The 22,922-nt window shown below is 64.4% G+C and carries 23 protein-coding genes and 2 pseudogenes; 10 read left to right on the top strand and 15 right to left on the bottom strand.

Going from position 1 to position 22,922, the window contains the following annotated elements; translation table 11 throughout:
• Window positions 1-2: 2 nt before the first annotated feature.
• Together DEF76_RS20495 and DEF76_RS14795 are read left to right on the top strand one after the other, a co-directional pair.
• Window positions 3-572: a zincin-like metallopeptidase domain-containing protein gene (locus DEF76_RS20495; RefSeq protein WP_456303842.1), complete on the top strand. Its 570-nt coding sequence runs from the start codon at window positions 3-5 to the stop codon at window positions 570-572.
• Entirely contained in the window at window positions 497-1,333 is an 837-nt protein-coding gene (locus DEF76_RS14795; RefSeq protein WP_162800680.1) for an IS110 family transposase, read from the top strand. Before DEF76_RS20495 ends, DEF76_RS14795 begins: the two co-directional genes overlap by 76 nt.
• A 77-nt stretch (window positions 1,334-1,410) precedes the next feature.
• On the opposite strand, the gene DEF76_RS14790 is transcribed toward DEF76_RS14795, so the two are convergent.
• The 4 genes from DEF76_RS14790 to tnpA all read right to left on the bottom strand — a co-directional run bounded on the left by DEF76_RS14790 (window position 1,411) and on the right by tnpA (window position 4,319).
• On the bottom strand, window positions 1,411-1,848 hold the full coding sequence (locus DEF76_RS14790) for a hypothetical protein (protein ID WP_114912951.1): 438 nt from the start codon (window positions 1,846-1,848) through the stop codon (window positions 1,411-1,413).
• Entirely contained in the window at window positions 1,841-3,508 is a 1,668-nt protein-coding gene (gene tnpC / locus DEF76_RS14785) for an IS66 family transposase (RefSeq protein ID WP_114912952.1), read from the bottom strand. Before tnpC ends, DEF76_RS14790 begins: the two co-directional genes overlap by 8 nt.
• A gap of 68 nt (window positions 3,509-3,576) precedes the next feature.
• Entirely contained in the window at window positions 3,577-3,918 is a 342-nt protein-coding gene (gene tnpB, locus DEF76_RS14780) for an IS66 family insertion sequence element accessory protein TnpB (protein ID WP_114912953.1), read from the bottom strand.
• On the bottom strand, window positions 3,915-4,319 hold the full coding sequence (gene tnpA, locus DEF76_RS14775) for an IS66-like element accessory protein TnpA (RefSeq protein ID WP_114912954.1): 405 nt from the start codon (window positions 4,317-4,319) through the stop codon (window positions 3,915-3,917). Before tnpA ends, tnpB begins: the two co-directional genes overlap by 4 nt.
• A gap of 107 nt (window positions 4,320-4,426) precedes the next feature.
• Between tnpA and DEF76_RS14770 the strand changes: the two genes are divergently transcribed.
• From DEF76_RS14770 to DEF76_RS20485, 4 genes are all read left to right on the top strand, one after another.
• A complete protein-coding gene (locus tag DEF76_RS14770) occupies window positions 4,427-4,822 on the top strand; it encodes a transposase (protein WP_114912966.1) in 396 nt (131 codons plus the stop codon).
• A gap of 424 nt (window positions 4,823-5,246) precedes the next feature.
• Window positions 5,247-5,642 (top strand): hypothetical protein, encoded by a 396-nt coding sequence (locus tag DEF76_RS14765; protein WP_114912965.1) that lies wholly within the window; start codon window positions 5,247-5,249, stop codon window positions 5,640-5,642.
• A 101-nt stretch (window positions 5,643-5,743) separates the two neighbouring features.
• Entirely contained in the window at window positions 5,744-6,580 is an 837-nt protein-coding gene (locus DEF76_RS20490; RefSeq protein ID WP_456303841.1) for a ParB/RepB/Spo0J family partition protein, read from the top strand.
• 159 nt (window positions 6,581-6,739) lie between these two features.
• On the top strand, window positions 6,740-7,867 hold the full coding sequence (locus DEF76_RS20485; protein WP_456303840.1) for a hypothetical protein: 1,128 nt from the start codon (window positions 6,740-6,742) through the stop codon (window positions 7,865-7,867).
• 251 nt (window positions 7,868-8,118) lie between these two features.
• On the opposite strand, the gene DEF76_RS14755 is transcribed toward DEF76_RS20485, so the two are convergent.
• Complete coding sequence (locus tag DEF76_RS14755; protein WP_114912964.1) at window positions 8,119-9,813, bottom strand: DUF262 domain-containing protein; 1,695 nt, start codon at window positions 9,811-9,813, stop codon at window positions 8,119-8,121.
• Between the two features lie 145 nt (window positions 9,814-9,958).
• Between DEF76_RS14755 and DEF76_RS14750 the strand changes: the two genes are divergently transcribed.
• Window positions 9,959-11,038, top strand: coding sequence for a transposase (locus DEF76_RS14750; RefSeq protein ID WP_114913921.1), 1,080 nt, complete (start codon window positions 9,959-9,961; stop codon window positions 11,036-11,038).
• 355 nt (window positions 11,039-11,393) lie between these two features.
• Here DEF76_RS14750 and DEF76_RS14745 read toward each other — a convergent pair whose 3' ends face one another.
• Genes DEF76_RS14745 through DEF76_RS14715 form a run of 7 tightly spaced genes read right to left on the bottom strand, consistent with a single transcriptional unit; the run spans window position 11,394 to window position 19,075 of the window.
• A complete protein-coding gene (locus DEF76_RS14745; RefSeq protein ID WP_114912963.1) occupies window positions 11,394-12,155 on the bottom strand; it encodes an SDR family NAD(P)-dependent oxidoreductase in 762 nt (253 codons plus the stop codon).
• 18 nt (window positions 12,156-12,173) lie between these two features.
• Window positions 12,174-13,172, bottom strand: coding sequence for an ABC transporter permease (locus DEF76_RS14740; RefSeq protein WP_114912962.1), 999 nt, complete (start codon window positions 13,170-13,172; stop codon window positions 12,174-12,176).
• Between the two features lies 1 nt (window position 13,173).
• Complete coding sequence (locus DEF76_RS14735; RefSeq protein WP_162800679.1) at window positions 13,174-14,679, bottom strand: sugar ABC transporter ATP-binding protein; 1,506 nt, start codon at window positions 14,677-14,679, stop codon at window positions 13,174-13,176.
• Between the two features lie 8 nt (window positions 14,680-14,687).
• On the bottom strand, window positions 14,688-15,794 hold the full coding sequence (locus DEF76_RS14730) for a sugar ABC transporter substrate-binding protein (RefSeq protein WP_114912960.1): 1,107 nt from the start codon (window positions 15,792-15,794) through the stop codon (window positions 14,688-14,690).
• A gap of 49 nt (window positions 15,795-15,843) precedes the next feature.
• Window positions 15,844-17,061 carry an acetoin dehydrogenase dihydrolipoyllysine-residue acetyltransferase subunit gene (locus DEF76_RS14725; protein WP_114912959.1) on the bottom strand — a complete coding sequence of 406 codons (1,218 nt, stop codon included), beginning with the start codon at window positions 17,059-17,061 and terminating at the stop codon, window positions 15,844-15,846.
• A complete protein-coding gene (locus DEF76_RS14720; protein ID WP_114912958.1) occupies window positions 17,061-18,053 on the bottom strand; it encodes an alpha-ketoacid dehydrogenase subunit beta in 993 nt (330 codons plus the stop codon). Before DEF76_RS14720 ends, DEF76_RS14725 begins: the two co-directional genes overlap by 1 nt.
• The gene (locus tag DEF76_RS14715) at window positions 18,053-19,075 is read right to left on the bottom strand and encodes a thiamine pyrophosphate-dependent dehydrogenase E1 component subunit alpha (protein ID WP_205216022.1); all 1,023 of its coding nucleotides are present in this window, start codon (window positions 19,073-19,075) and stop codon (window positions 18,053-18,055) included. The genes DEF76_RS14720 and DEF76_RS14715 overlap by 1 nt, the downstream gene beginning before the upstream one ends.
• A 123-nt stretch (window positions 19,076-19,198) precedes the next feature.
• On the opposite strand from DEF76_RS14715, the gene DEF76_RS14710 reads away from it, so the two are divergent.
• Entirely contained in the window at window positions 19,199-20,215 is a 1,017-nt protein-coding gene (locus DEF76_RS14710; protein ID WP_205216021.1) for a sugar-binding transcriptional regulator, read from the top strand.
• Window positions 20,216-20,363: 148 nt separating this feature from the next.
• On the opposite strand, the gene DEF76_RS14705 is transcribed toward DEF76_RS14710, so the two are convergent.
• From DEF76_RS14705 to DEF76_RS19495, 3 genes and pseudogenes are all read right to left on the bottom strand, one after another.
• Window positions 20,364-21,433 (bottom strand): IS630 family transposase gene (locus tag DEF76_RS14705; protein ID WP_114912957.1). Its coding sequence is split into 2 segments (ribosomal slippage): window positions 20,364-20,941 and window positions 20,941-21,433, totalling 1,071 coding nucleotides; the frame shifts between segments, so codons are not numbered across the junction.
• Window positions 21,434-21,499: 66 nt separating this feature from the next.
• Window positions 21,500-21,712, bottom strand: a pseudogene (locus DEF76_RS14700) (IS6 family transposase); the annotation flags it as partial.
• A 40-nt stretch (window positions 21,713-21,752) separates the two neighbouring features.
• Window positions 21,753-21,926, bottom strand: a complete 174-nt coding sequence (locus DEF76_RS19495) for a hypothetical protein (RefSeq protein ID WP_162800678.1) — start codon at window positions 21,924-21,926, stop codon at window positions 21,753-21,755.
• 33 nt (window positions 21,927-21,959) lie between these two features.
• On the opposite strand from DEF76_RS19495, the pseudogene DEF76_RS20480 reads away from it, so the two are divergent.
• Together DEF76_RS20480 and DEF76_RS20475 are read left to right on the top strand one after the other, a co-directional pair.
• Window positions 21,960-22,121 (top strand): annotated as a pseudogene (locus DEF76_RS20480) (IS5/IS1182 family transposase); the annotation flags it as partial.
• Between the two features lie 186 nt (window positions 22,122-22,307).
• Window positions 22,308-22,868, top strand: coding sequence for a fasciclin domain-containing protein (locus DEF76_RS20475; RefSeq protein ID WP_114911843.1), 561 nt, complete (start codon window positions 22,308-22,310; stop codon window positions 22,866-22,868).
• The last annotated feature ends 54 nt before the right edge of the window (window positions 22,869-22,922 follow it).

Here is a 22,922-nt window from a genome sequence, read left to right as displayed (position 1 = left end):
TTATGCCGAACAGCCGCATGGCCAATGCCTGGCAAACCGACCTCCAGCGGAGGTCATGCGGCATAATCCGTATCACGGCATTATGGGTCTTATGCCTATATCGGCATAACGGCCACTGGTCGGGCGCGGCCCCTCGGCTGGCCCGCGACATGTCCGGTGGATTCGGCTCCGCCAGCTACGCGAAGGAAGAACTGGTCGCCGAGATGACGGCGGCATTCCTCTGCGCGAGCCTCGGCATCGTCCCGACCGTGCGGCACGCCGACTACATCGGTTCCTGGCTTCAGGTGCTGCGCGACGATGATCGGGCGATCATCCGCGCCGCCAGCGCGGCCTCGAAGGCCGCCGACTATCTGCTGGCGTTCCAGGCGGGTGAGGATGAGCCGGAAGTTCGGTCGGGCCTCGCGATCGCCGCGTCGGCGCCGGAGAGATCCTATGGGGATGAGCGCAGCGCGGCCATACCGGGCTACGTGGGGGGTCATCTATGGAAGGATTCAACATGTTTGCCGAGAAGGAAGTCGCTGCCCCAGCTCCGTCCATCAATACCGATCCGATCTTCGTCGCGATCGAGATGAGCCGGTCGAAGTGGGTCGTGGGTACTCACATTCCCACGTCGAGCAAGGTGGGCATTCATACCGTCGAATGGGGCGACGCGGCCGCCTTGCTGGCTCTCGTCGAGCGGCTTCGATCTCGTGCCGCCGACGTCGTCGGCATCGCGGCCGTGCCGGTCCTGTGCTGTTACGAAGCCGGGTACGAAGGCTTCTGGCTTTACCGCCGGCTCGCCGCCGCCGGGCTCCGTGTCTTGGTGATCGACCCTTCCAGCCTGCTGGTCAACCGACGCGCCAAGCGCGCGAAGACGGATCGGATCGACGCGAAGGCGATGATCCGTGCGCTGATGGCCTACAACAGGGGCGAGGACCAGGTGCTCAGCGCCGTCATCGTTCCTAGTGTGGAGCAGGAGGACCACCGTCGGCTCGTACGGGAACGACAGAGCTTGGTTTACGACTGCACCGCGCATACCAACCGCATTCGGGGATTGCTGCTGACACAAGGGATCGTCGGCTTCGACCCGCGCGCCAGCGGCGCTGAACGGCAGCTCGACGAACTTGTCACCGGTGATGGTCGCTCGCTCGGACCGCGGCTGAAAGACGAGATGCGACGCGAGATCGGCCGCCTTCGTGTTGTCCTCGAGCAGCTGAAGGACGTGAGTGCGGAGCGCGACGCCATCGCTCTCGGGAAGACGATCGAGACCCCGCACCGCGATCAGGGCTTGGCCGATGCCGATGCTGCGATGATCGCGTCGCTCGCCCGGATCAAAGGCGTCGGCCCGAAGTAAGCATCCGGCATGAACCGCGGGTTTTGTATTCGGTTGGTGTTTAGGAAGGAGCGGCTGTGGTGATTGGTTCTGTTTGATTATTTTAAAGGCAGGGCCTGGACCATCTCGGTGGCCTCACTGGTGTCGCGATGGACCTCTTCACGGATGACGCGATCTGTCACGTCGGTGAGATACTGCGTCAGTGCGTTGTTCAGTTCCTGGAATTCCGGCCATAGCACCTGGTCGACAAATGCCTGCGGTACCCGCACCATGACGGTGGTCAGGCGTTGCCGATAAAGGCGGTATGGCTTCAGGCCGTAGCGTCGGCACAACGCCAGGAACAGTCGGCGCGACCATTGGTCGCGCAGAGAGAACTGCATCTCGATTGTTTTGTCCTGGCCCTGAATTTCCGCCAGCCGGGCGTGAACGCGCCCGAGTGCGGCCTCGGCCGCTGTGCGTTCGCCGATCGTTGCCGCTCCGGCGAACAATGCCTCGATCTTTCGCAGCTTCTCCCGAAGCACGCCCTCTTCAGACACATCCAATCTCTTCCGTTGCACTTGCCGCAACTTTGCTGGCGTTAACGCAGTTCCAGGGCAACAACTGGCCGAGGCGCCTGGCGGGATAGTCGTTGATCCCGGCGAGCACATCGGCGAGCCAGGCTTGCGGATCCACATTGTTGAGACGTGCCGTCTGGATCAGCGTGTAGAGGATGGCGGCCCGCTCGCCGCCGCGATCGGAACCGCAGAACAGCCACGCCTTGCGGCCGAGTGGCACGCAACGCAAGGCGCGTTCGGCGGCGTTGTTGGTCAGGCAGACCCGGCCATCCGCGAGAAAGCGGGTGAAGCTGTCCCAGCGGCGGAGCATGTAGTTGATGGCTTTGGCCAGATCGTGATGGCGCGAGAGCTTCGTGAGCTGAGCGGTCAGCCAGGCATGGAGTTCGGCAACCAGCGGCGCGCTATGCTGCTGGCGTACAGCCAGTCGCTCGGCGGCTGTTTTGCCGTTGATGGTTCGCTCGATTTCGAACAAAGCATCGAGCCGCTGCACGGTCGCGAGCGCGATCGGGTAGACCATGGCGCCTTGCTCGCCGCGGCTCTTCCTGCGGGCGGCGCCCGCGATATCGGCCAGCTCGAAAAATTTCCGCCTTGCATGGGCGAAACAGCCGGCTTCCCGCACCGGCGCAGGGCTGCGGCCAGCTTTATACAACGCGCCATAGCCGTCATAGGCGTCGGCCTGGAGGATGCCCGACCAGCCGGCAAGATGGGCTTGTGGATGTTCGCCGCGTCGATCCCGCGCATAGTGGAACAGCACCGCCGGCGGGGCGTGGCCGGCGAAGGGCCGGTCGTCGCGCACATAGACCCATAGCCGCGCCGTATCGGTCTTGCCGCGAGCCATGACCGGTACCGTCGTGTCGTCGCCATGCAGACGCTCGGCGGCAAGGACATGGGCCTCGATCAGCCGGTAGAGCGGCATCAGCACGGAACACGCCGCCCCGACCTGATCGGCAAGCGTCGAGACGCTGAGCGGAACGCCCTCGCGGGCAAAACGTTCGGCCTGGCGGTTGAGCGGCTGGTGCTGACCATACTTCTCAAACAACAGCATGGCGAGAAAGCGCGGGCCCGCCCAGCCGCGCGGAACGACATGAAAGGGGGCCGGCGGCTGAGTGATCGCCTCGCAAGCCCGGCAGGAGAATTTCTCCCGCACCGTCTGGACGATTTTCCACTGCCGCGGGATCACCTCCAGCGTCTCGGTGACATCCTCCCCGAGCTTCGACAAGCTGGTGCTGCCGCAGGCAGGGCAAGAGCAGGGTGAGGGGATCACCACACGCTCACGCGGCAGATGCTCGAGAAAGGGCTTTCTGGCGGGACGCTTGCGCACGAACCCACCGACATGCGTGGTTTTCGCCGCGGCGGTTGCAGCTGCCAGCCCGTCTTCACTGGCGTCGGCCTCAAGCTCTTCGAGCTGCAATTCCAGCTGATCGAGCAGACGGCGGCTGCGTTCGGCGCTGGCGCCGTATTGCTCGCGCCGCAGCCGGGCAATCTGCAGCTTGAGATGAGCGATCAAGGCCTCGGTCGCACTCTCCCGAGCACGGGCCTCGACCAGTCGCGCCTCGGCCTCGTCGGCGCGCTGGATCGTTGCAATCACCAGCGCCTTCAGCGCGCCAATATCGTCCGGGAGAGGCGTGTCGGTGAGGGTCACCAGACGACAGAATCAACATCCAGCGGCGCGCGCAAGCGAAAAATGCACACCCGGCGGAAAAATCCGCTCTATCCCGCGCTCGCTGGTCGCCAGGAATATTGCGGATTGCGCCACTCGATTCCGTCAAGAAGACAAAACAGCTGCGCCTGCGTCAGCCGCACCGCGCCATCTGCCGCAGACGGCCAGATGAATCGCCCTCGCTCAAGCCGCTTGCTATACAGCGACATCCCGAGGCCGTCGTGCCAAATGATCTTGACTAACGATCCACTGCGCCCGCGGAACACAAAGAGATCGCCACCGTGAGGGTCACGGCTCAATCCCTGCTGGACCTGCAAGGCCAAACCCTGCATCCCGCGGCGCATATCGGTGTGGCCCATCGCGATCCATACGCAAACACCCGACGGGATCATCGCAGCGCCGTCAGCGCCGCCGTCACCAATGCCGGCTCGGCCGCCCCCTCGATCACCACGCATGCACCAGCTGGCAGCCGAACCTCAATCCGAGCAGGCGCCGCCGTCCTGTCTCTGGCTTGCGGATCTCCGACCGCGCCACCCACCGCATCGCACGGCAGGACGCCAGCTCCCGCCTCTGGCACAGTCTCCAGCGGCAAGAACACCGCAGGCATCGGCGCCGGCCTCAGCTCCCCCGCACGCGCCAGCCGCCGCCAATGCCACAACTGCCCGCGTGAGACCTCGTGTCGCCGCGCCACCTCGGCAAAGACCGCGCCAGGCGCCTGCGCCTCCGCCACAATCCGCAGCTTGTCCTCATCCCGCCAGCGACGCCGGCGCTCCACACCCGTGATAATCTCCATCCCGACACCCGCTCATAACGACGCTCATAAGAGCGCCGTTATGAGCACCCCAATCCATCAAAAACAGGCGGCCTTCCGCGGAAGCTTACGCCGATGCCGATGCTGCGATGATCGCGTCGCTCGCCCGGATCAAAGGCGTCGGCCCGAACGACGCATCGGTGCTCGTGCGCGAGGCCTTCTGGCGCAAGTTCAACAACCGACGTGAGCTTGCCGCATGGAGCGGACTGGCGCCGATGCCCTGGGCGAGCGGAACAGTCAGCCGGGACCAGGGCATCGCAAAGACCGGTCCCGCCATCTTCCGCTCGCACATGCTGCAGATCGCCTGGCGCTGGCTTCATCATCAGCCGCAAAGCAGGCTGTCCCAGTGGTTCAACGAGCGGACGAACGGCGCGGCCGGTCGAGTCCGGCGGGTCATGATCGTGGCGCTCGCACGCAAGCTCCTCGTTGCGCTCTGGCGTTATGCGACGGCCGGCCTGGTGCCGACCGGCGCCATCGTCGCCTGAGTTCTCCAGATCCCCTGCCCGACAGGGGAGAACCGGGAGGATGTGTGACCGGCCCTCTGACTGGCTGAAAAACGCCGTCATTAGAGATGGGTCCCATCCCCTGGAGCGTCGAGCCCGCAGCAAACGGGATTATGGTCGCGAGGCCTGCCGACCGCAGGAACTCGAACCGGATAAAAGGTGAGTTGGCCAGACGCCAGCTTTGTGCAGGACGCTCTGCCCCGGTCGGTTGCCAACGCCATCACGCCGGCTTCGCCGGCGCCGATCGTGCGCGCCTTGGATACAGGCGGGGGTCGTTCAGCCGTCGTCCTTCCCCGGAAACGCGGTTCTTGACCCACCCCATAAAAGCCAGAGGGCCGCCGGCATTCTGTGGCGGGTCGAAAGGTCGGGAGAAAGGCTCTCGGCCGGCCCGTCGCGGAGAACTGCCATGCACGCGGCCGAAAACGCTGACCTCCGGTCCCACCATGCCGACCTGATCGCGGAAGCCCTAACAACCGAGGGTGGCCATCTCTCGATTGGCCGTGGTGGCTTCATCCTCTGGTATGGGGATGGATGCCGGCTCCTGGGATACGACTCCGAGCCGATCAAGGCGGCCTGCATCGAAGCGGGCCTGCCGGTGATCGACAGCCGTGGCGTCGCCTTCGATGCCGTGGCGCGGCTCGTCATTCGCGGACCGATGGTCGCCGTCGGCGCACCGCCCGACCCGCCGCCGCATGGCCCGTTCAGCTACGTGCCTCTGGCGGCGGTCGCGGCGGCCTACCGCGCCGCCGGCGCCGAGGTGGTCAATCTGCCGGAACCAGCGGCGGATGCCCCCAGCGCCTGAGGCGCGCGCCGCCGGCAAGAGCGAGAGGGCGGAGGGGATTTTCGTGACGGGTCGAGGGGCTGGGAGAGAGGCTCCCGGCCGGCCCGTCGCGGAGATCACCCATGGCTGCGACCCAGAAGATCGTCCTGAACCCGTCCCGGGACATCCCATTCAACAAGCTCGTCCTGAGCCAGGCCAATGTCCGGCGCGTGAAGGCCGGCGTCTCGATCGAGGCGCTGGCCGAGAGCATCGCCCGGCGTTCCCTGCTGCAAAGCCTGAGCGTGCGCCCCGTGCTGGACGCCGCGGGCAATGAGACCGGCATGTTCGAAGTGCCCGCCGGCGGGCGGCGCTTCCAGGCGCTGGAATTGCTCGTCCGGCAGAATCGCCTGGCCAGGACCGCACCCATCCCCTGCATCGTCAAGACCGAGGGCCTCGCCGAGGAGGACAGTCTCGCCGAGAACACCGACCGCGAGGCGTTGCACCCGCTCGACCAGTTCCGCGCCTTCCAGACGCTGCGCGCGAAGGGCCAGGGCGAGGAGGAGATCGCCGCCGCGTTCGGCGTCACCGCCGCGGTGGTGCGCCAGCGGCTCAAGCTCGCCGCCGCCAGCCCGGCGCTGCTCGACGCCTATGCCGAGGCGGCGATGACGCTCGATCAGCTGATGGCGTTCTGCGTCAGCGACGATCACGCGCGGCAGGAGCAGGTGTGGGCGACGATCCAGCGTGGCTGGAACAAGGAGCCGCACACGATCCGCCGCATGCTGACCGAGGGCGCGGTGCGCGCAAGCGACCGGCGCCCGCGCTTTGTCGGCATCGACGCGTATGAGGCCACCGGTGGCATCGTGATGCGCGACCTGTTCCAAGATGACGAGGGCGGCTGGTTGCAGGACCCGGCGCTGCTCGACCGGCTGGTGGCCGAGCGCTTGGCCCACGAGGCGGATGCCATCCGCGCCGAAGGCTGAAGATGGGTCGAGGCCGCGCCGGACTTCCCCTATGGCCACCGGCAGGGGCTGCGCCCGCTGCCCTCCACCAATCCCCTCAGCGAAGCAGAGCAGGCGGAGTTCGATGCGCTGAAGGCCGAATACGACGCGCTCGAGGCGCAGTATGGCGGGGCCGACGAAGTGCCGGAAGCGGTCGAGGCACGACTGACCGAGATCGAAGCAGCGATCGAGGCATTCCAGAACCGCCCGCCGAAATTCGACCCCGCCGACATCGTTCGCGCCGGCGCCTTCGTCAGCATCGACCGTGACGGCGCGCTGCGCGTCGAGCGCGGCTATGTCCGCCCGGAGGACGAGGCGCCGGCGGCGGAGCCTGAGCCCGATGGCGAAGCCGCGATCACGACCGAACCCGCCACGGTGGCGCCGGCCGCGCCTCCAGCCCCGCGCGCGGTCATCACCGTCGCCGGGCCGGCCTCCGAGCCCGACGACGAGGACGATGATGTCATCAAGCCGCTGCCTGAGCGCTTGGTGACGGAGCTGACGGCCGAGCGCACCCTTGCGCCGCGCGACAAACTCGCGACCACGCCCTCGGTCGCGTTTCACGCCGTGCTGCATAAGTTCTGCCTGGACGTCTTCACGCGGTATCTGCCCTCCGGCACGGCCATGGAAGTCTCGGTGAGCAGCGCCAGCTTCCCGGTGCAGGCGCAGGGCCTGAACGAGACGCCAGCGGCGAAGGCGATCGCCGAACGCCACAACGCCTGGGAGGCGCGTCTGCCCATAGACAGGGACGCGCTCTGGCCTTGGCTCGCGACGCTCACGAATGACGAGCAGGCTGCGCTATTTGCCCATTGCGTCTCGTTCGGCGTCAACGCGCTTTACGAGAAGGCCGACCGCTACGGCGGCAGCGTGTCAGCGCACACTGTCGCTCAGCGCCTTGCCGACGCCGACCGGATCGCGAAGGCCGTTGACCTCGACATGGTGCAGGCCGACTGGCGGCCGACGGTCGAGAACTACCTCGGCCGCGTCCCGAAGCGCCGCATTCTCGAAGCGGTCCGTGAGGGCGTCGGAGACCGAGCGGCCCAGCTCATCGATCACCTGAAGAAGGGAGACATGGCGAAGGAGGCCGAGCGTCTTTTGGCGGACACCGGGTGGCTGCCGGAGCCACTCCGTATGGCCGATACCGGCGACGGCACGCCTGCCGGTGATGACGCGGGCGAGGACGAGAGCGAGGCGCTGCCAGAATTCCTCGCTTGTGACGAAGACGATGGCGTCGAGGACCTCGAGGAGGCGCTCACGCTTGCCGCTGAGTAGCACACCGGGCGGGGTGGCTTCGGCCGTCTCGCCCTTCCTTTCCCCACGCCGCCCGCCGGGCCTGCGGGCGGGCTGGGTCACATTTCGACGCACCGCGGCGTCCTTCGGTCGGACGACATCGTGGTCGGTGATGGCCGGGAGTGGATAGAGATCCTTGATTATTCTGGAATAAAAAGCAGATTATGGAAGCCATTACACCAATATCTATCGGCACTATTTCTTTTTATTTGATATGAGAGTTGAAATTTAGATCAATTTTGATTTATCAACTCCCACTTCTCTGCCATCACATTGAGCAACATGCTTTGGCGCTCCTGTATGGTTTTTGGCGTCCATTCGGCAGTATCGAGAACCTGCGTGGTCAGGACGTAGGAAGAAATGCCCTGCCGCCCCCCGAAGTAGGCTGATTTTTTCATACCGAAGTCATAATTTTGGGCCTGTGAATTCCGCTTTTGGGTCAGGGGCACCAGGTTAGCAATCCGATGTACCCATTGTTCCCGTTGCACAGGGTCGGGCCAAATTGCAGCCCATTCGGTGTCGCTGGAGACGGTCTGTGGGAGTACGTGCTCGATAGTCAGCAGATTCGGGTCATAGGTAGCGGCCCCGTCGGACAGGAACGAATCAAGCCGCAATATCAGGTAGTTCCTCCGTCGGGCCGTCAGAGCATAAATCGGCCCATCGAGCACACCCAGCATTTCCCGCTTTTCCTCTGCGGTTAGCTCGACGGCCTTGATGGGAGCCTGCTTGGAGCCCGGCAATTGCAGTTCCGCTAGCACCGGAGCATACCGTTCGATACGCTCATTCACGTTTTTCCCGCAGATATGCATGTATGCTGCTAGGCGTTCCAACCTATGCAGGAAAAAGCGAACGTACTGTGGCACATTTTTGTTTTCCGCTAGGCATAGGATCGCTGAGGGGAACCAGTCTGAGTTATCGATACGGTTCAACCACCTAAGCAAAAAGTTGATGTCAGATGCGTTCTCCGTGGCGACGAACTGCGCATTCCGTGCGGTCAAGTATGCCTCAGCGTAGGGCTCAATCACATCGGAAACGAGCTTTTCGGGTGACGGTACGACGCGCAAAACTTGATCTTTGAACTCTTCGATAAGGGTACGACGCGCCTTGGTCCGAGCGTAAATCATGCGGATATGGCTGAACAAATCAGCAAATCCGTTGCGGCCTGTTTGGACCTCCAGCTCCTCCCACTTCTCCGTGTATTCGTCTTGTTTTGAATGCGGAATCTGACCAATCACATCGGACTTGATGATATCTGTCGGGAGGAGGTCCAAGCCGCGGCTGTTAAGAACTGAAAACACTCGGAACGCCGATTGCTGATTGGGCGTCGACACAGCCACCAGAAAGCATCGTTGAACTAAGAAAGCGCCGAAGGCACACAGTTTATCGGTGTCGGAATTGAACGCTTTGTCCAGCCTATCGAGCAGTAGGCGAGAGTTCGCCTGGATATTCTGCTGCGACTCATTGTCAAGCTGCGCCGGGTCGAGGGTGATGAGCTTATCAAACTGGAGTGACTGAACGTGGTCGGCAAAAAACGTACGGTCGCGTTCTCGCAGAGTTAGCCTAGGTTTTGGCTTGAGGCCCTGGGATGGACGTCCGGGTTCACGGATGTAGTTTTCAAAATCTGCCCGTAGTGCGCCAGTGAATTTCGAAGAAAGCGCTGCAAGTAGAATAGTTAGTGTCGTAAGGCGTTGTTGCCCGTCAATGACTTCAGCGTGAGATCTGCCCTCGTCCTTGATGAGAACGATGCTGCCCAAGAAATAACTCTCCTCAGGTTCACGAAGGAAAAAGTCATGAAGATCATCGAATAGCTCGGAGGCCTGCACGGCCGTCCAGGCATAAGGACGCTGGTACGACGGAATGATATAGTCAAAATCTGAGCTGAATATCTTGCACAGTGGATACTCAGCGCCGCTGATCTTCTTCGTCATGGCCTTTCCGCCCTCTATACAGCGCCAAGCTGATAAAAAATTGTTCCACCCCACAGGTCGACATCGAGCTGGACACCTCGAAGAACCGCTGGTGCGTGGCGCGATTTGGTGATTCGCTGTGGCGCGCGAAGCGGTGGAGGGCGAGATGGTGTCGCAGCCTGGGTTCTTTGATCTCGACGATCGGTATGCGGCGTTGTCGAAAGCGGGGGATCCGCTGGTTCGGCTGAAGGAGATCGTGCCTTTCGAGACGTTCCGATACCGGCTGGAGAAGGCGCTGAACCGCAGCGACCCGGCCCGCGGCGGGCGTCCGCCTTACGATTGCGTGCTGATGTTCAAGGTCCTGGTGCTGCAGGCGCTCTACAACCTCTCCGACGACCAGGCGGAGTTCCAGATCGGCGACCGGCTGTCGTTCATGCGCTTCCTCGACATGGGGCTGTCGGACAAGGCGCCGGACGCGAAGACGATCTGGCTGTTTTGCGAGCTTCTCACCCAGACCGGAACGATCGCAAAACTGTTCGCGGTGTTCGACGCGCGGCTGAAGGAAAGCGGCTACCTCGCCATGGCGGGTCAGATCCTCGACGCGAGCCTGGCGGCGGCGCCGCGGCAGCGCAACACCGAGGAAGAGAAGAGGGCGATCAAGGCCGGCGAGATCCCCGCGGGCTGGCAGGACACGCCGGCCAAGCTGCGGCAGAAGGATCGTGACGCGCGTTGGACGGTGAAGTTCACCAAGGCGAAGACGAAGCCGGACGGATCGATGCCGCCGGTCGACCTCGCGATCCCGGCCTTCGGCTACAAGAACCACATCGCGATCGACCGCCGGCATGGCCTGATCCGGACCTGGGCGGTGACTGATGCCGCGCGTCATGACGGGGCGCAACTCATCGGGCTCATCGACAAGGGCAACACCGCCGCCGGTGTGTGGGCCGATACTGCATACCGGTCGAAGCAGAACGAGGCATGGCTCGCGGACAACGGCATGCGCTCGTGCATTCATCGCAAGAAACCGCGGGGCTGGCCGATGCCGCGCCGGACGGCTCTGGCCAACGCGGCGAAATCCCGGGTGCGTTCCGCGATCGAGCACGTGTTTGCCCGGCAGAAGGGACCGATGGGGTTGTTCGTCCGCACCATCGGCATCGCCCGGGCCACCACCAAGATCGGCCTCGCCAATCTCGCCTACAACATGCAGCGCCTGGCCTGGCTCAACAGGCGAACTGCGCCCGCCTGACCGAAATCGCGCTGGTCGGAGGCAGATATTCGCTCCGCCAGTCCAGAATTCAGCACCAGACACCGCCAAACTCACCCCCATCAACGCCCCAACCCCGGCAAGCCATCCCATGTCGCCGCCAAAACGACGAAAACCCACGGTTCTTCGAGGTGTCCATCTGGTCATCCAACCGCCTCCCATGATGTGAATCGCCGGACGACAAAGCCCGGCTCGCAGCATCATGGACGATCTATGTCCTCGCCGCGATTACCCGATGTCCACACATGGTATTACATCTGGCCTATACGAATGATCGCTTGCCGTGCAGTTTCTAACAAATCGTACGGCAACCCCAGTCTCACCGTATTCCTTGCAATCAGCTGAAGACGATCCCGCCGCAGACATTGAGGGTCTGCCCGGTGATGAACGCGGCGCCGTCAGAGGCAAGGAAAACCGCCGGCCCGGCGACGTCATCGGGTTGGCCGAGGCGGCGGAGCGCGGTGATGCGGATCCACTGCGCGCGCGTTTCCGGGTCGTCGAGATTGGTGCGGCCCATATCGGTCACGATGATGCCAGGGCAGAGGCAATTCGCGGTGATGCCGTCAGCACCGACTTCTTGCGCAAGCACGCGGGTAAACCCCATCACCGCCGCTTTCGACGCGGAGTAGTGTGCCTGCGCCGGCGCGCCATGCTTACCACCGATCGAGGCGATGTTGACGATGCGGCCATATTTGCGCGCCCGCATATGGGGCAAGACGGCTTGCGTGACGAGAAACGTGCCCTTGGCGTTGACATCCATCACCGCGTCCCAGTCCGATTCGGCCAAAGAAACGATCGGACTCGGGATCAAAATGCCAGCGTTATTGATCAGCGCATCGACCCGGCCAAACGCGGCCATGATGTCGGCAACCATTTTCTCCACCTCATCGCGATGCGAGACATCGGCGAGCACGGCGAGCGCCTTGCTGCCATGCGCTATTGCCTCCGCGCATACCTGATCGAGCGCGGCGCGCTGGCGAGCGATATCGTTCAGCGCGAGATCGAAGCCGGCAGCGGCAAGAGCGAGGGCGATGGCGCGGCCGATGCCGCGGCTCGCGCCGGTAACAAGGGCGATGCGCCGCTCTTCGGGCTGGTTCATGATGTCTCGTCCTTTGGGTCAGAAAAACCGGATTTCGCCGCGCAGCACGGCGAGGCTGACGGCAGCGATCATCACCACGCCGCGCACCTCGTTTTGCAGATAGAAAGGGGCGCCGAGCAGATTGAGGCCGTTATCGAGCATGCCGATGATGACGACGCCGACCAACGTGCCCTGCACCGTCGCCCGCCCCGGCTTGAACGCGGTCATGCCGAGGAACACGGCGGTCAGACTATCGAGCAGATAGGGCTCGCCGGCGCCCGGCTGGCCGGTGCCGAGCCGCGCCGTCAGCATAATCCCGCCCATCGCCGCGCCGAAGGCAGAAAGCGCCAGTGCCAGCACCCGGCAGCGATCGACGGCGATGCCGGAAAGCCGCGCCGCCTGGATGTTGGCCCCGGTCGCGACGATGGCGCGGCCGATACGCGTGCGATTGAGGAGGACATAAAAAACCGCGACAACGACAAGCGCGATGACGATCGGCACGGGGATGATGCCGAACAGCCGGCCGGTTGCGATATAATAAAACGAGTCCGGAAAGGTCGCATAAATCGAATCGCCGCCGTCATAGGCATAATTGGCGCCAAGCGCGATCGGCCCCATCGCCAGGGTCGCGATCAGGGAGGGGATCCGCAGCCGCGTCACCAAAAATCCGTTAACGAGGCCGATCGCCGTGCCGCATGCGACCGGCGCGAGAATGGCGAGCGCGACCGGCAGCTTCGCCCACACCATCATCCCCGCCGCGAGCACACCCGAAAGCCCGGCGACCTCGCCGACCGAAAGATCGAACTCGCCGCTCGCGACCGCGACGGTGAGGCCCGAGGACACCACCATCAGCACCGAAATCTGAACGAGAATATTGCCGAGATTGGCGGCCGAGACGAAGCGATTGCTGGCGAGCGAGAACGCGACGAAAATCGCGACCGCCGCGAGCACGGTACCATAGCGGGCGAGAAAATTGGCAACCCGCGCGCCCTCGGCGTCGGCAAGCGCCTGCGGGACTTCGGTGTCGCTCGTGCTCATGTCAGGCAACCTCCAGCAAAAGCCGGTCTTCCGTGAGCCCGGCGCAGGGGCGGGCGGCGCCGAGCTGGTGATGGGCGATGCAGTGGACGCGGTCGCACAGCGCCAGCAACTCGGCGAATTCGGCGCTGGCGACCAGCACCGCGGCACCCTTGCGGGCAAAATCGTGGATCAGCGCGTAGATTTCCGCCTTGGCGCCGACATCGACCCCCTCGGTCGGGTTGTCGAGGAGGAGGAGCGGCGGCGCCGCCTGCCGATCACGCGCCATGCGCAAAAGCCAGCGGCCGAAGGCAACCTTCTGCTGATTGCCGCCAGAGAGGGTCATGACGTCCTGACGCAGGCCATGGCATTTGATGCCGAGCCGGGCGATAACGTCCCGCGCGGCGCCGGCTTCCACCCCCGGCTGCATGAAGAGATGGCGGCTCAGCACGCCGAGTGCGCCGCTCGCAAGGTTTTCCTGCACGTCGAGGCCCGGAAACAGCGCCTTTCGAATGCGGTTATCGGCGACGAGATAGACGCCAGCAGCGATCGCCTCGGCGACACTGTGCGGAAGCCGCGCGAGGCCGGGGAGCCTTACGCTCGCGGCAGATGCGCCATGCGGGACACCGGCGAGGCGTTCGAGCAGCTCGGTTTGCCCCGCGCCCAGAACCCCGGCGATACCGACGATCTCACCCCGCCGGATGTCGAGTGCCGGGATCGCAAGCCGCCCGACCCGCGCGCCCCGCAGCGAAAGGGCGAGGTCGCGATCACCCGCCGCACCATCGCTTTCCCTCTTGGTATCCTCGATCGCGCGGCCAACCATGAGGCGCACGACGTCGGCCGGCGTCGCTGCGGCAACCGAGCCGTCGAACACTTTCCGCCCGTCCTTCAGCACCGCGACGCGGTCGCAATGGGCGAAGACCTCGTTCAAATGATGTGAAATGAACAGAATGGCGAGGCCGCGCGCCTTCAGCTCATCAAGGAAGGTGAATAGCCGCCGGCTTTCAGCGAGCGATAGCGACGCCGTCGGCTCATCGAGGATCAGGACGGCCGGATCATGCGCCACCGCCTTGAGGATATCGAGGATCTTGGTCTCGCCGAGCGAAAGCGCGCCGCACTCCCGCGCCAGATCGATCGCAACCCCGACGCGATCGGCGAGCGCCTGCGCCTTGCGGCGCAGGGCGGCCTGGTCGATCAGCCCAAAACGGCGTGGCTCGCGGCCGAGCATGATATTCTCGGCCCCGTCGAGGCAGGGGATGATCGCGACCTGCTGATGCGCAACCGCGATACCGGCGGCGTGCGCGTCCGCCACGGCACGGAAAGCGACCACCCGCCCGTCGATCGCGATCTGCCCGTCATCGGCCGCGATGGCGCCGCAGAGAATCTTCACCAGCGTCGATTTGCCGGCGCCGTTGGCCCCGACCAGCGCCAGGATCTCACCGGCATGAAGATCGAGATCCACCCCGTCAACCGCGCACGTCGCCTGAAAACTCTTGCGAACCGCGCGGGCGGAGAGACGAGGTGGTCTCATCGCCATGCTCAGCCCTTCATGCCCGCGACGGCGCGGTCGCGATAGATGTAGTAGAGATCGGTCGCGTCATAGGTGGGCTTGCCGGCCGACGGAATATTGACGCCCTTGACCAGGAGCGGCGCCGGGAAATCGACCGTCGGCACCGGCACGATCTCTTTCGCCGAACGCCCCTTGCCGACGATCTCGTTCACCATCCAGCCGCCATAAGCCCCCCACAATTCGAAGGCCTGCGCGCAGGTCGCAACCAGCGGGTAATCCGGATTGCGCATCCGCTCCAGCGCCGTCGGATGGCCGTCGCAGCCGACGACGAAGACCTTGTGCTCGAGCTTGTGCGCCTGGATGACTTCGGCAGCGGCCATCGCCGGCTCGTCCCACGGGCACCAGATCGCATCCAGCTCATCGCCATAGCGTGTCAGCCAGTCATTGACGGCGTTCTGGGTGGTCTCAAAGAATCCCTGATACTGAATAACACGCTCGGCTTTCAGATTAATCCATTCATTTTCTCCGAGGATCGCTTTCATAACCTTGCCGCGCTTGCGCGTACCGTGATGGAAATTGGCAATGATTGCACAGATATTGGCCTTCTGCTTGCCATCCGCGAGCAATCGCTCGACCATATATTGCCCAAAGGCACCGCCCATCACCCAGTTATTGCTGGTGATGTCCGCAAGCGCCGGCGCCTGCCAGCCGGAATCGAGGCTAAAGAACGGGATCTTGCTGCGTTCGAGATTGGCGAGCGCGCTGTGGGCTGCGGTCAATGTCCCGAACAATACCATGATGGCGTCGGATTTGGCGGTGATCGCGTCTTCGATCTGGCTGACCAGCGCGCCAGGATCGCCTTTGGCGTCGGTCTGTGTCACCTGCCAGGTCTTATCGAGGCCGGTGGTCTTGAGCCATTGCTGAAACCCCGCCCAGGCGCGCTGGTCGGATTGCGCCGCCATTTGCTGCGCGACCACGGCGAGTTTCACCGGCTTGCCCTCCGCGGCCCGTGCCGGCGTGCTGCCGAGCGCGAATTGCGCCAGTTTCGGGCCGGCCAAGGCGGCGGCACCGAGGCCGAGGCCTTGCAGCAAGGCGCGCCTCGAAGCGAAGTCGGGAATTTGCGTATCGTTTTCCATCAGTCTCCTCCTCAAAACACCCTCGCGGTTGCGCCCGCGCGGTGATGTGTCAGCCGTCGAACAAGGCGGCGATAGGCTGCGGCGCGTCCCATTGCGGCATGTGGCCGGCGCCGGCGATCAGGTGGATCGCAATGCGCGGCGGCAGGTTCTGCACTTGCGTCCAGGGAATGATGGCATCGGCCGTGCCCCAGACGACGCGAACCGGCATCGGCAGCGCCGCCAGCACCGGCAGGATGTCGATCTGCTGACGCCCGCCGCCGGCGGTTACCTCGGCGAGGGCGGCAAAGTGCCCCGCCGCCAGGCGCTCGGCCATCGCGGTGAGCTGCTCGGGCGAAAGGGCTGGTGGGTGCGGCGAGAGGCGGCGCAGCAGATGCGCGAGCCCACCCGCACTCCGGACCGTGGCAAGGCCGTGGATGAAATCGGCGTCGATCGCATCACCGATCCCGACCGGGGCGATCAGCGTGAGCCGCGCGACCCGCTCTGGGTGCCGGCGCGCGAGCAGGGCCGCAACCGCACCGCCGAGCGAGTGCCCGACCAGCTCCACCGGCGTGTCTGCCGCGAGCAGCGGCGCGAGCGGCTCAGCGAGCGCATCGAGCGTGTCGGCGGGGAGGATGGTCGCGCCGTGGCCGGGAAGATCGGGGGCGGAAACGGCAAATCCCTGGCGTGCGAGATGCGTCGCCAACAGTGCCCAGGTTTGCGCGTCACCACCGAAACCGTGCACCAGCACCACCGTGCGACGCAGCGCACCGCTCGCCGGCCAGCGTCGCACCGCGAGCGCGTCAGGCGCAGCGCCGGTGACGGCCGCGCGCACGTCACGCGCTTCGATCCGGCCGCGCCGGCCGCTACCCGCGAGGGCTGCGAGATCAATCCCCTCGCGCGCCGCCAGACGGCGGGCAAGCGGGGTCGCGCGCCGACGGCCACTCTCCGTCGGCGGCGGCGAAGGGGCGGGCGCGGCGGGCGCCGGCATGGTCTCGGCGACCGCGGCAACGGAGACGCCTTTGGGCGCACCGGCCTCGGGCGGGGCAGCGCCGGCCACCTCATAGCGGCAGAGCGGCGCGCCGACCGCGACATCCGCCCCGGCCGGCGCCAGCACCTCGACCAGCGTTCCGTCAGCCAGCGCCGGCAGCTCGACCACGGTCTTGTCGCTCTCGATCTCGACGATGGTCTCGCCGCGCCGGAACGCCTCGCCCGGCTGCTTTAGCCAGGTGACGATGCGCCCGCTCTCCATCGTCTCGCCGAGCCGGGGCAGGGTCAGCAGCGCCGTCATCAGCCAAGCATCCGGGCAACGGTTTCGACGATCAGCGCCGCATCCGGCACCGCCGCCGCTTCCAGCGCCGGCGAAACCGGGATCGGCACATCCTCGCCGGCGATGCGGATCACCGGATCTTCGAGGAAATCGAAGCATTCTTCACTGATGCGTGCAGCAAGCTCGGCCGCAACCCCGGCGGTGAGATACCCTTCGCTCACCACCACCGCCCGCCCGATGCGCGCAACCGAGGCGGCAACCGTTGCCATGTCGAGCGGGTTCAAGGTGCGGAGATCGATCACCTCGGCGGTGATGCCGCGCTCGGCCAGTCGCTCTGCCGCCGCGAGCGCGACATGCACCATCCGTGAATAGGCGACGAGGCAGACATCGTCACCAGCACGGCGGATCACCGCCTGCCCCCAAGGCGGGACCGGCGCGGCAAAATCGACCAACTCCTTGCGGGCGTAGAGCGCCTTGTGCTCGATGAAGACGACCGGATCGGGCAAGGTCAGAGCATGGCGCAGCAAATGATAGGCGTCGGCGGCGGTTGCCGGCATCGCGAGGCGCAGGCCGGGCGTGTGCATCACCCAGCCCTCCAAGCTCTGCGAATGCTGCGCGCCGGCTGAACGCCCGGTTCCGCCTTGGGTGCGAAGGACCATCGGCACGCCGATCTGGCCACCAAACATATAACGGATCTTGGCGGCCTGATTGGCGAGCTGGTCCATCACCAGGCCGAGGAAATCGACATACATCAGCTCAGCGACCGGCCTGAGCCCGGTCATCGCCGCGCCGATCGCGGCCCCGACGATCGCCGGCTCGCTGATCGGGGTGTCGATCAGCCGCGCGTCCCCGAACTCGTCGATCAGATCCTTGGTAACGCCATAGGCGCCGCCATAACGGCCGACCTCCTCGCCGATGACGATGATGCGCGGGTCCTCGCGCATCGACTCGTCGAGCGCGCGGCGCAGCGCGTCGCGGTAGGTGGTCTCGCTCAAGTGCGTGTCGCTATCCATCAGGCACCTGCCAGCACGCGATCGAGCCGCGCCCGCAGCGGCTCGGGCGCCGGCTCGCCGGGGGCGAAAACATCACGAAACAGCGCGTCAAAGGCCGGCGGCGCGGCGGCGGCGGCGAAATCGATCGCGTCATCCATCTCGCGCGCGATGGCAAGGTCGAGCGCATCGAGCGCCGCCTCATCGCTCTCGCCACGCGTGACGAGCGCCGCGCGCGCATGGCGTACCGGGTCGCGCTGGCGCCCGGCCTCTTCTTCCTCGGCGCTGCGGTATGGGCTTTTGTCCATTCGGCCATGGCCGAAGAAGCGAAAGCAGGAAATCGCGAGAAAACCCGGACGACCGCCGCGGGCCTCGGCGACCAGCGTTTCCGCCGCGGTGAAAACGGCGGTGACGTCCTCGCCATCGGCGCTTTCGGCGAGAAGGCCGAGCGCCCCTGCGCGTGCGGCAAAATCGGTGACCCGCGTTGCGCGATCGACCCTGGTGCCCATGCCGTATTGATTGTTCACGCACACGAACAACACCGGCAGCGCCCACAGCGCCGCCATGTTCATGCTTTCATAGAGAATGCCCTGCTGCATCGCCCCGTCGCCAAAGAACGCGACGGAAACGGCATCCTTGCCGAGATGCTTGTAGCTCAACCCAGCGCCGACGACATGCGGAATGCCGCCGCCGACGATGGCGTTGGCGCCGAGATGGCCGAGCGCCATGTCGGCGATATGCATCGAGCCACCCTTGCCGGCGCAATAGCCTTCCGCCTTGCCGGCGATCTCGGCCATCATGCGCTTGGGATCGGCGCCACGGGCGAGAAAAATGCCATGGCCGCGATGATGCGTCGTGAAACTGTCGGCCGGCCTGAGCGCGGCACAGACGCCCGCCGCCGCCGCCTCTTCGCCGATGGAGAGATGCAGCATCGAGCCGGCCGAAAGTCCGCGCACATAGAGTTCGGCGACACGCTCCTCGAACGAGCGGATGCGGCGCATCGTGCGATAGAGATCAAACAGCGGCAGGTTGGCACGCTGGGTCATCGCGGGACGTCCTCCGTTACGGCGCGACCATGCGCGCTGCGACGCACAATTGTTTTTTTGAACGACAAATGTGCGATCGCATGCACACTTGCCACCGGCCGCGACTTTTGTCAAGGCTTGCCTATGAGCCAGCCCGATCCCTCGCGGCCGATGCCGCTCCATCTCGGCCAGGAGCCTGACGAGGCTCTCATTGTTCGTGCCGCGTGGCTCTATCACCTGGTCGGCAAGACGCAGGAGGAAGTGGCGGCGCAGCTTGGCCTTCACCGCAGCCGCGTCGTCCGTCTGCTTGCCGAGGCGCGCGAACGCGGGCTGGTGAGCGTCACCATCCATCATGACGCGGTGCATGATCTCGAAATCGAGCGCACGATCGCGTCGCGATTTGGCCTCGACTTTTGTTTTGCGACCTTGCCGACCGGGCTCTCGGAAACCGCAAACGCCGCGATCGCCGCGGCCCAGGGCGTGATCGCGCGCCGCGCCGTCGGCTCGGCTGCGGCCTCGCTATTGCGCGGCCGGCTGGCGCAAGGGCGGCTTACCGTCGGGGTGAGTTGGGGGCGGACCCTGGAACAAGTGGCCCTGCATCTGACGGGTGTGCGCAATCCGGAGGCGCGGTTCGTGTCGTTGATGGGATCGCTGTCTCATAATTCCGCCTCCAACACCTTCGAGGTGGTGCAGGCCTTTGCCGCCCGCGCCAACGGCGAGGGGCATTTTCTCCCCATTCCCTTCATCGCCGACAGCATCGATGACCGGGCGGTTTTGCTGTCGCAGCGCAGTGTCGCGGCCGCACTCGCGATGGCGCACAACGCCGATTTCTATCTGATCAGCGTCGGCGAGCTGAGCGAAACCTCTCTGCTGCGCCAGCGGGGCATGGTCGGCGCCGATGAATTGGCGGAACTGCGCCGCCTCGGCGCCGTTTGCGACACGCTCGGGCTATTCTTTGACGCGCAGGGGCGAAGAATCGATCACCCGCTGTCACGCCGTGCGCTGGCGGTTGATTTCGAGCGCCTGATCGGACGTGATGTTGTGCTGCTCGGTGCCGGGATCGAAAAAGTCGCTGCGGTGGCAGCGCTCTTGCGCACTGGGGTCGCAAGAGGACTAGTCATTGACGGAGATGCAGCGCGCCTGCTCGCGACGCAATGCTAAGGCCTGTCATCGATTGATCCGGCATTGTCAGGTTGATTAAATGATGTGCGATTGACCTGGGTCATGATCGATCAGGAGCCCAGACTGGCAGTATCAGATCGCGTCATCCGTGAAGAGGTCCATCGCGACACCAGTGATACCAACCTGCCTATCCAATGACCGCTTTGATCCAGTCTCGTTGGGTGATCGAAGCGATTTGTTCTGGCATTTGCATGAACTTGTTCCAGGCGTTTCGGCAGGCGGCAAGGATTTCGTCGTAGCTGTTCCAGACCTGATGGTTTAGGAAGTTGCTGCGCAGAAATTGCCAGATGTTTTCGACTGGGTTGAGCTCTGGCGAATAGGGCGGCAGCGATAGCAGGCTGATGTTGTCGGGCACCGGCAAACGTTCGCCGGCTTGATGCCAGCCGGCGCCATCGAGCACCAGCACGGCGTGCGCACCGGGCGCGACCTGCGTGCTGATTTCGCGAAGATGCTCGGCCATCGCCTCGCTGTTGACCGCCGGCATGATGATGGCGGCACCAAGACAGCGTGCTGGGCAGACGGCACCAAACAGATAGGCGGAGTCATGGCGATTGTCGCGCACCGCCAGTGGTCGGGAACCCCGCTCTGCCCAGACATAGCGCAGGGTTCCCTTCTGACCGACACGGGCTTCATCGGCGAACCACACCTCGATCGGCTTACGGGCCGCCGTGACCGGGATCGCCGCCGCTACCAGGCCAGCGAAGTCTTTTTAAAAATGTCCTGTGCCGCAGCGTCCTTCTTCGGATGATACGGACGCGGCTGGACCCGCGTGAACTTGAGCCGCCGCAACAATCGGCTGATCGACGTCTCGTGCAGGGTAACCGCAAACTCGGTCTCGATCCGTCGCTGTAGGTCAACACAGCGCCACCGCACCACGCCGTCACGCTCCAGGTCCGGGCCCTGCCTGACCCATGCCGCGATCTGCGCCTGCTGCGAAGCCGACAATCGGGGTGGCGGGCCGTTGCGGCGCGGCGCATCGCCCAGCCCGTCAGGTCCCAATGCATTGTAACGGTGCACCCAGTCGCGCAGCGTCTGGCGGTCCATGGCACAAGCCTCGGCCGCATCGCGCCGAGACCAGCCTTCAAGAACAAGAGCAATCGCCAAAAGGCGCCTCGAAACTTTCGCATCCGTCGCACGAGCCGCCCGCTCGCGCAGCGCCATAGCCGACAAGTCCAAACGCGTTATCGCTACCGTCATCGCAAGCCTCCTCCGGGGAAGCTCAGCGAATCATACCCGCCCGAGCCGCGCCAACTCACATTCGAGTCAACGGAACCTCAGGTTGGTATAATCGGCCCAGAGTGAAAACGCGTCGGCCCGGCCGTGGCGGAATGATCGGGCGGAGAGACGATGGCGTTTCGGGCGGAACAGGGTGATGATCTGGTCTTGGGTCGCGAGAAATCTCTGGGTCTGGCCGGCGGACACGAACCGATCCATGATCTTTTCTCGTCGCCTCGTATGGCGATACGAGGCTTCGATCTGAACCGCGCCGGGAATTCCATAGGCTGTTTTGTTTGAGTCACGCCATCATAGCCAGTCGCCCGTGAAAAATAGAACTTTTTTGATCTGGCGATGAATTTTTAGGCGTGGGCAATATTGGAATTTGCGAGGTTTGCATGGCCTGGGCGGAAAACCCTTGCAAAACGGTTGAAGCATTGCGCGGTCGTCGCGATCGTAATTCTTTCTTTTTCATGCCAACCATCATGCGTTTGACGTGGTGGAAAGAATGCCGCCGAAGCTGAATGTGCAGCCGGATGATTTCGAACTATTTCGCTCGTGCCTTGAGAATATCATCGACCAGCGGCATCCCCTGGCGCGGCTGGCGCGGCTGGCGCGGCTGATCGACTGGCCTCTCTTCGAGGCGCGGTTCGGCGCGCTCTACGTCGAAGAGGTCGTCAGCCAATGGCGCTCTCCCGCCGTGAGTTCAGACATTCCTGATATAGCCGCAAACCCTGCCCCACCGGAGGGGGGGTGGAAAAAAAATCGCGCCCGGCCGCATCCACGGCCGCCGCTCGCCGGTATCGGTGACAGCGGCCGCCATGGCCGCGCGCTCACCAACAACAGGAGACAGTCGATGAAACGAATGATCGCGTTTTCTTTGGGAACGGCTCTGGCGTTCGCCGCCGGCGGGGCCTGGGCGGCGCAGGACAGCGTCGTCATGGTCGGCGGCCAGGCGATGTATCCCTCGAAAACGATCGTGATGAACGCAGTCAATTCCGCCGACCACACGACGCTGGTCGCGGCGGTGAAGGCGGCGGGCCTGGTCGATGCGTTGAACGGCAAAGGTCCGCTCACGGTTTTCGCCCCGACCAACGAAGCGTTCAATGATCTGCCCGCGGGCACGGTCGCATCCCTGGTCAAGCCCGAGAACAAGGCGACGCTGAACAAGATTCTCACCTATCACGTGGTCGCCGGCGATTACACCTCGACCGCGCTCCGCAAGCTGATCCTCGCCGGCAACGGCATGGCGACGCTGAAAACGCTCGAGGGCGGCACCCTCACCTTCATGATGAACGGCTCGCAGAACATCGTCATGAAGGACGAGAAGGGCAACGTCGCCGATATCACCATCTATGACGTCAAACAGGCCAACGGCGTTATTCACGTCGTTGATAAGGTGCTGATGCCGAACTGAGTTTTCTCCCCGCCGTCGCCGACGATACCCGGGAAAGCGCGGCTTTCCCGGGTT

This window comes from Acidibrevibacterium fodinaquatile (assembly GCF_003352165.1).
Taxonomy (GTDB): domain Bacteria; phylum Pseudomonadota; class Alphaproteobacteria; order Acetobacterales; family Acetobacteraceae; genus Acidibrevibacterium; species Acidibrevibacterium fodinaquatile.
This window is presented reverse-complemented; position numbering and strand designations above follow the sequence as displayed.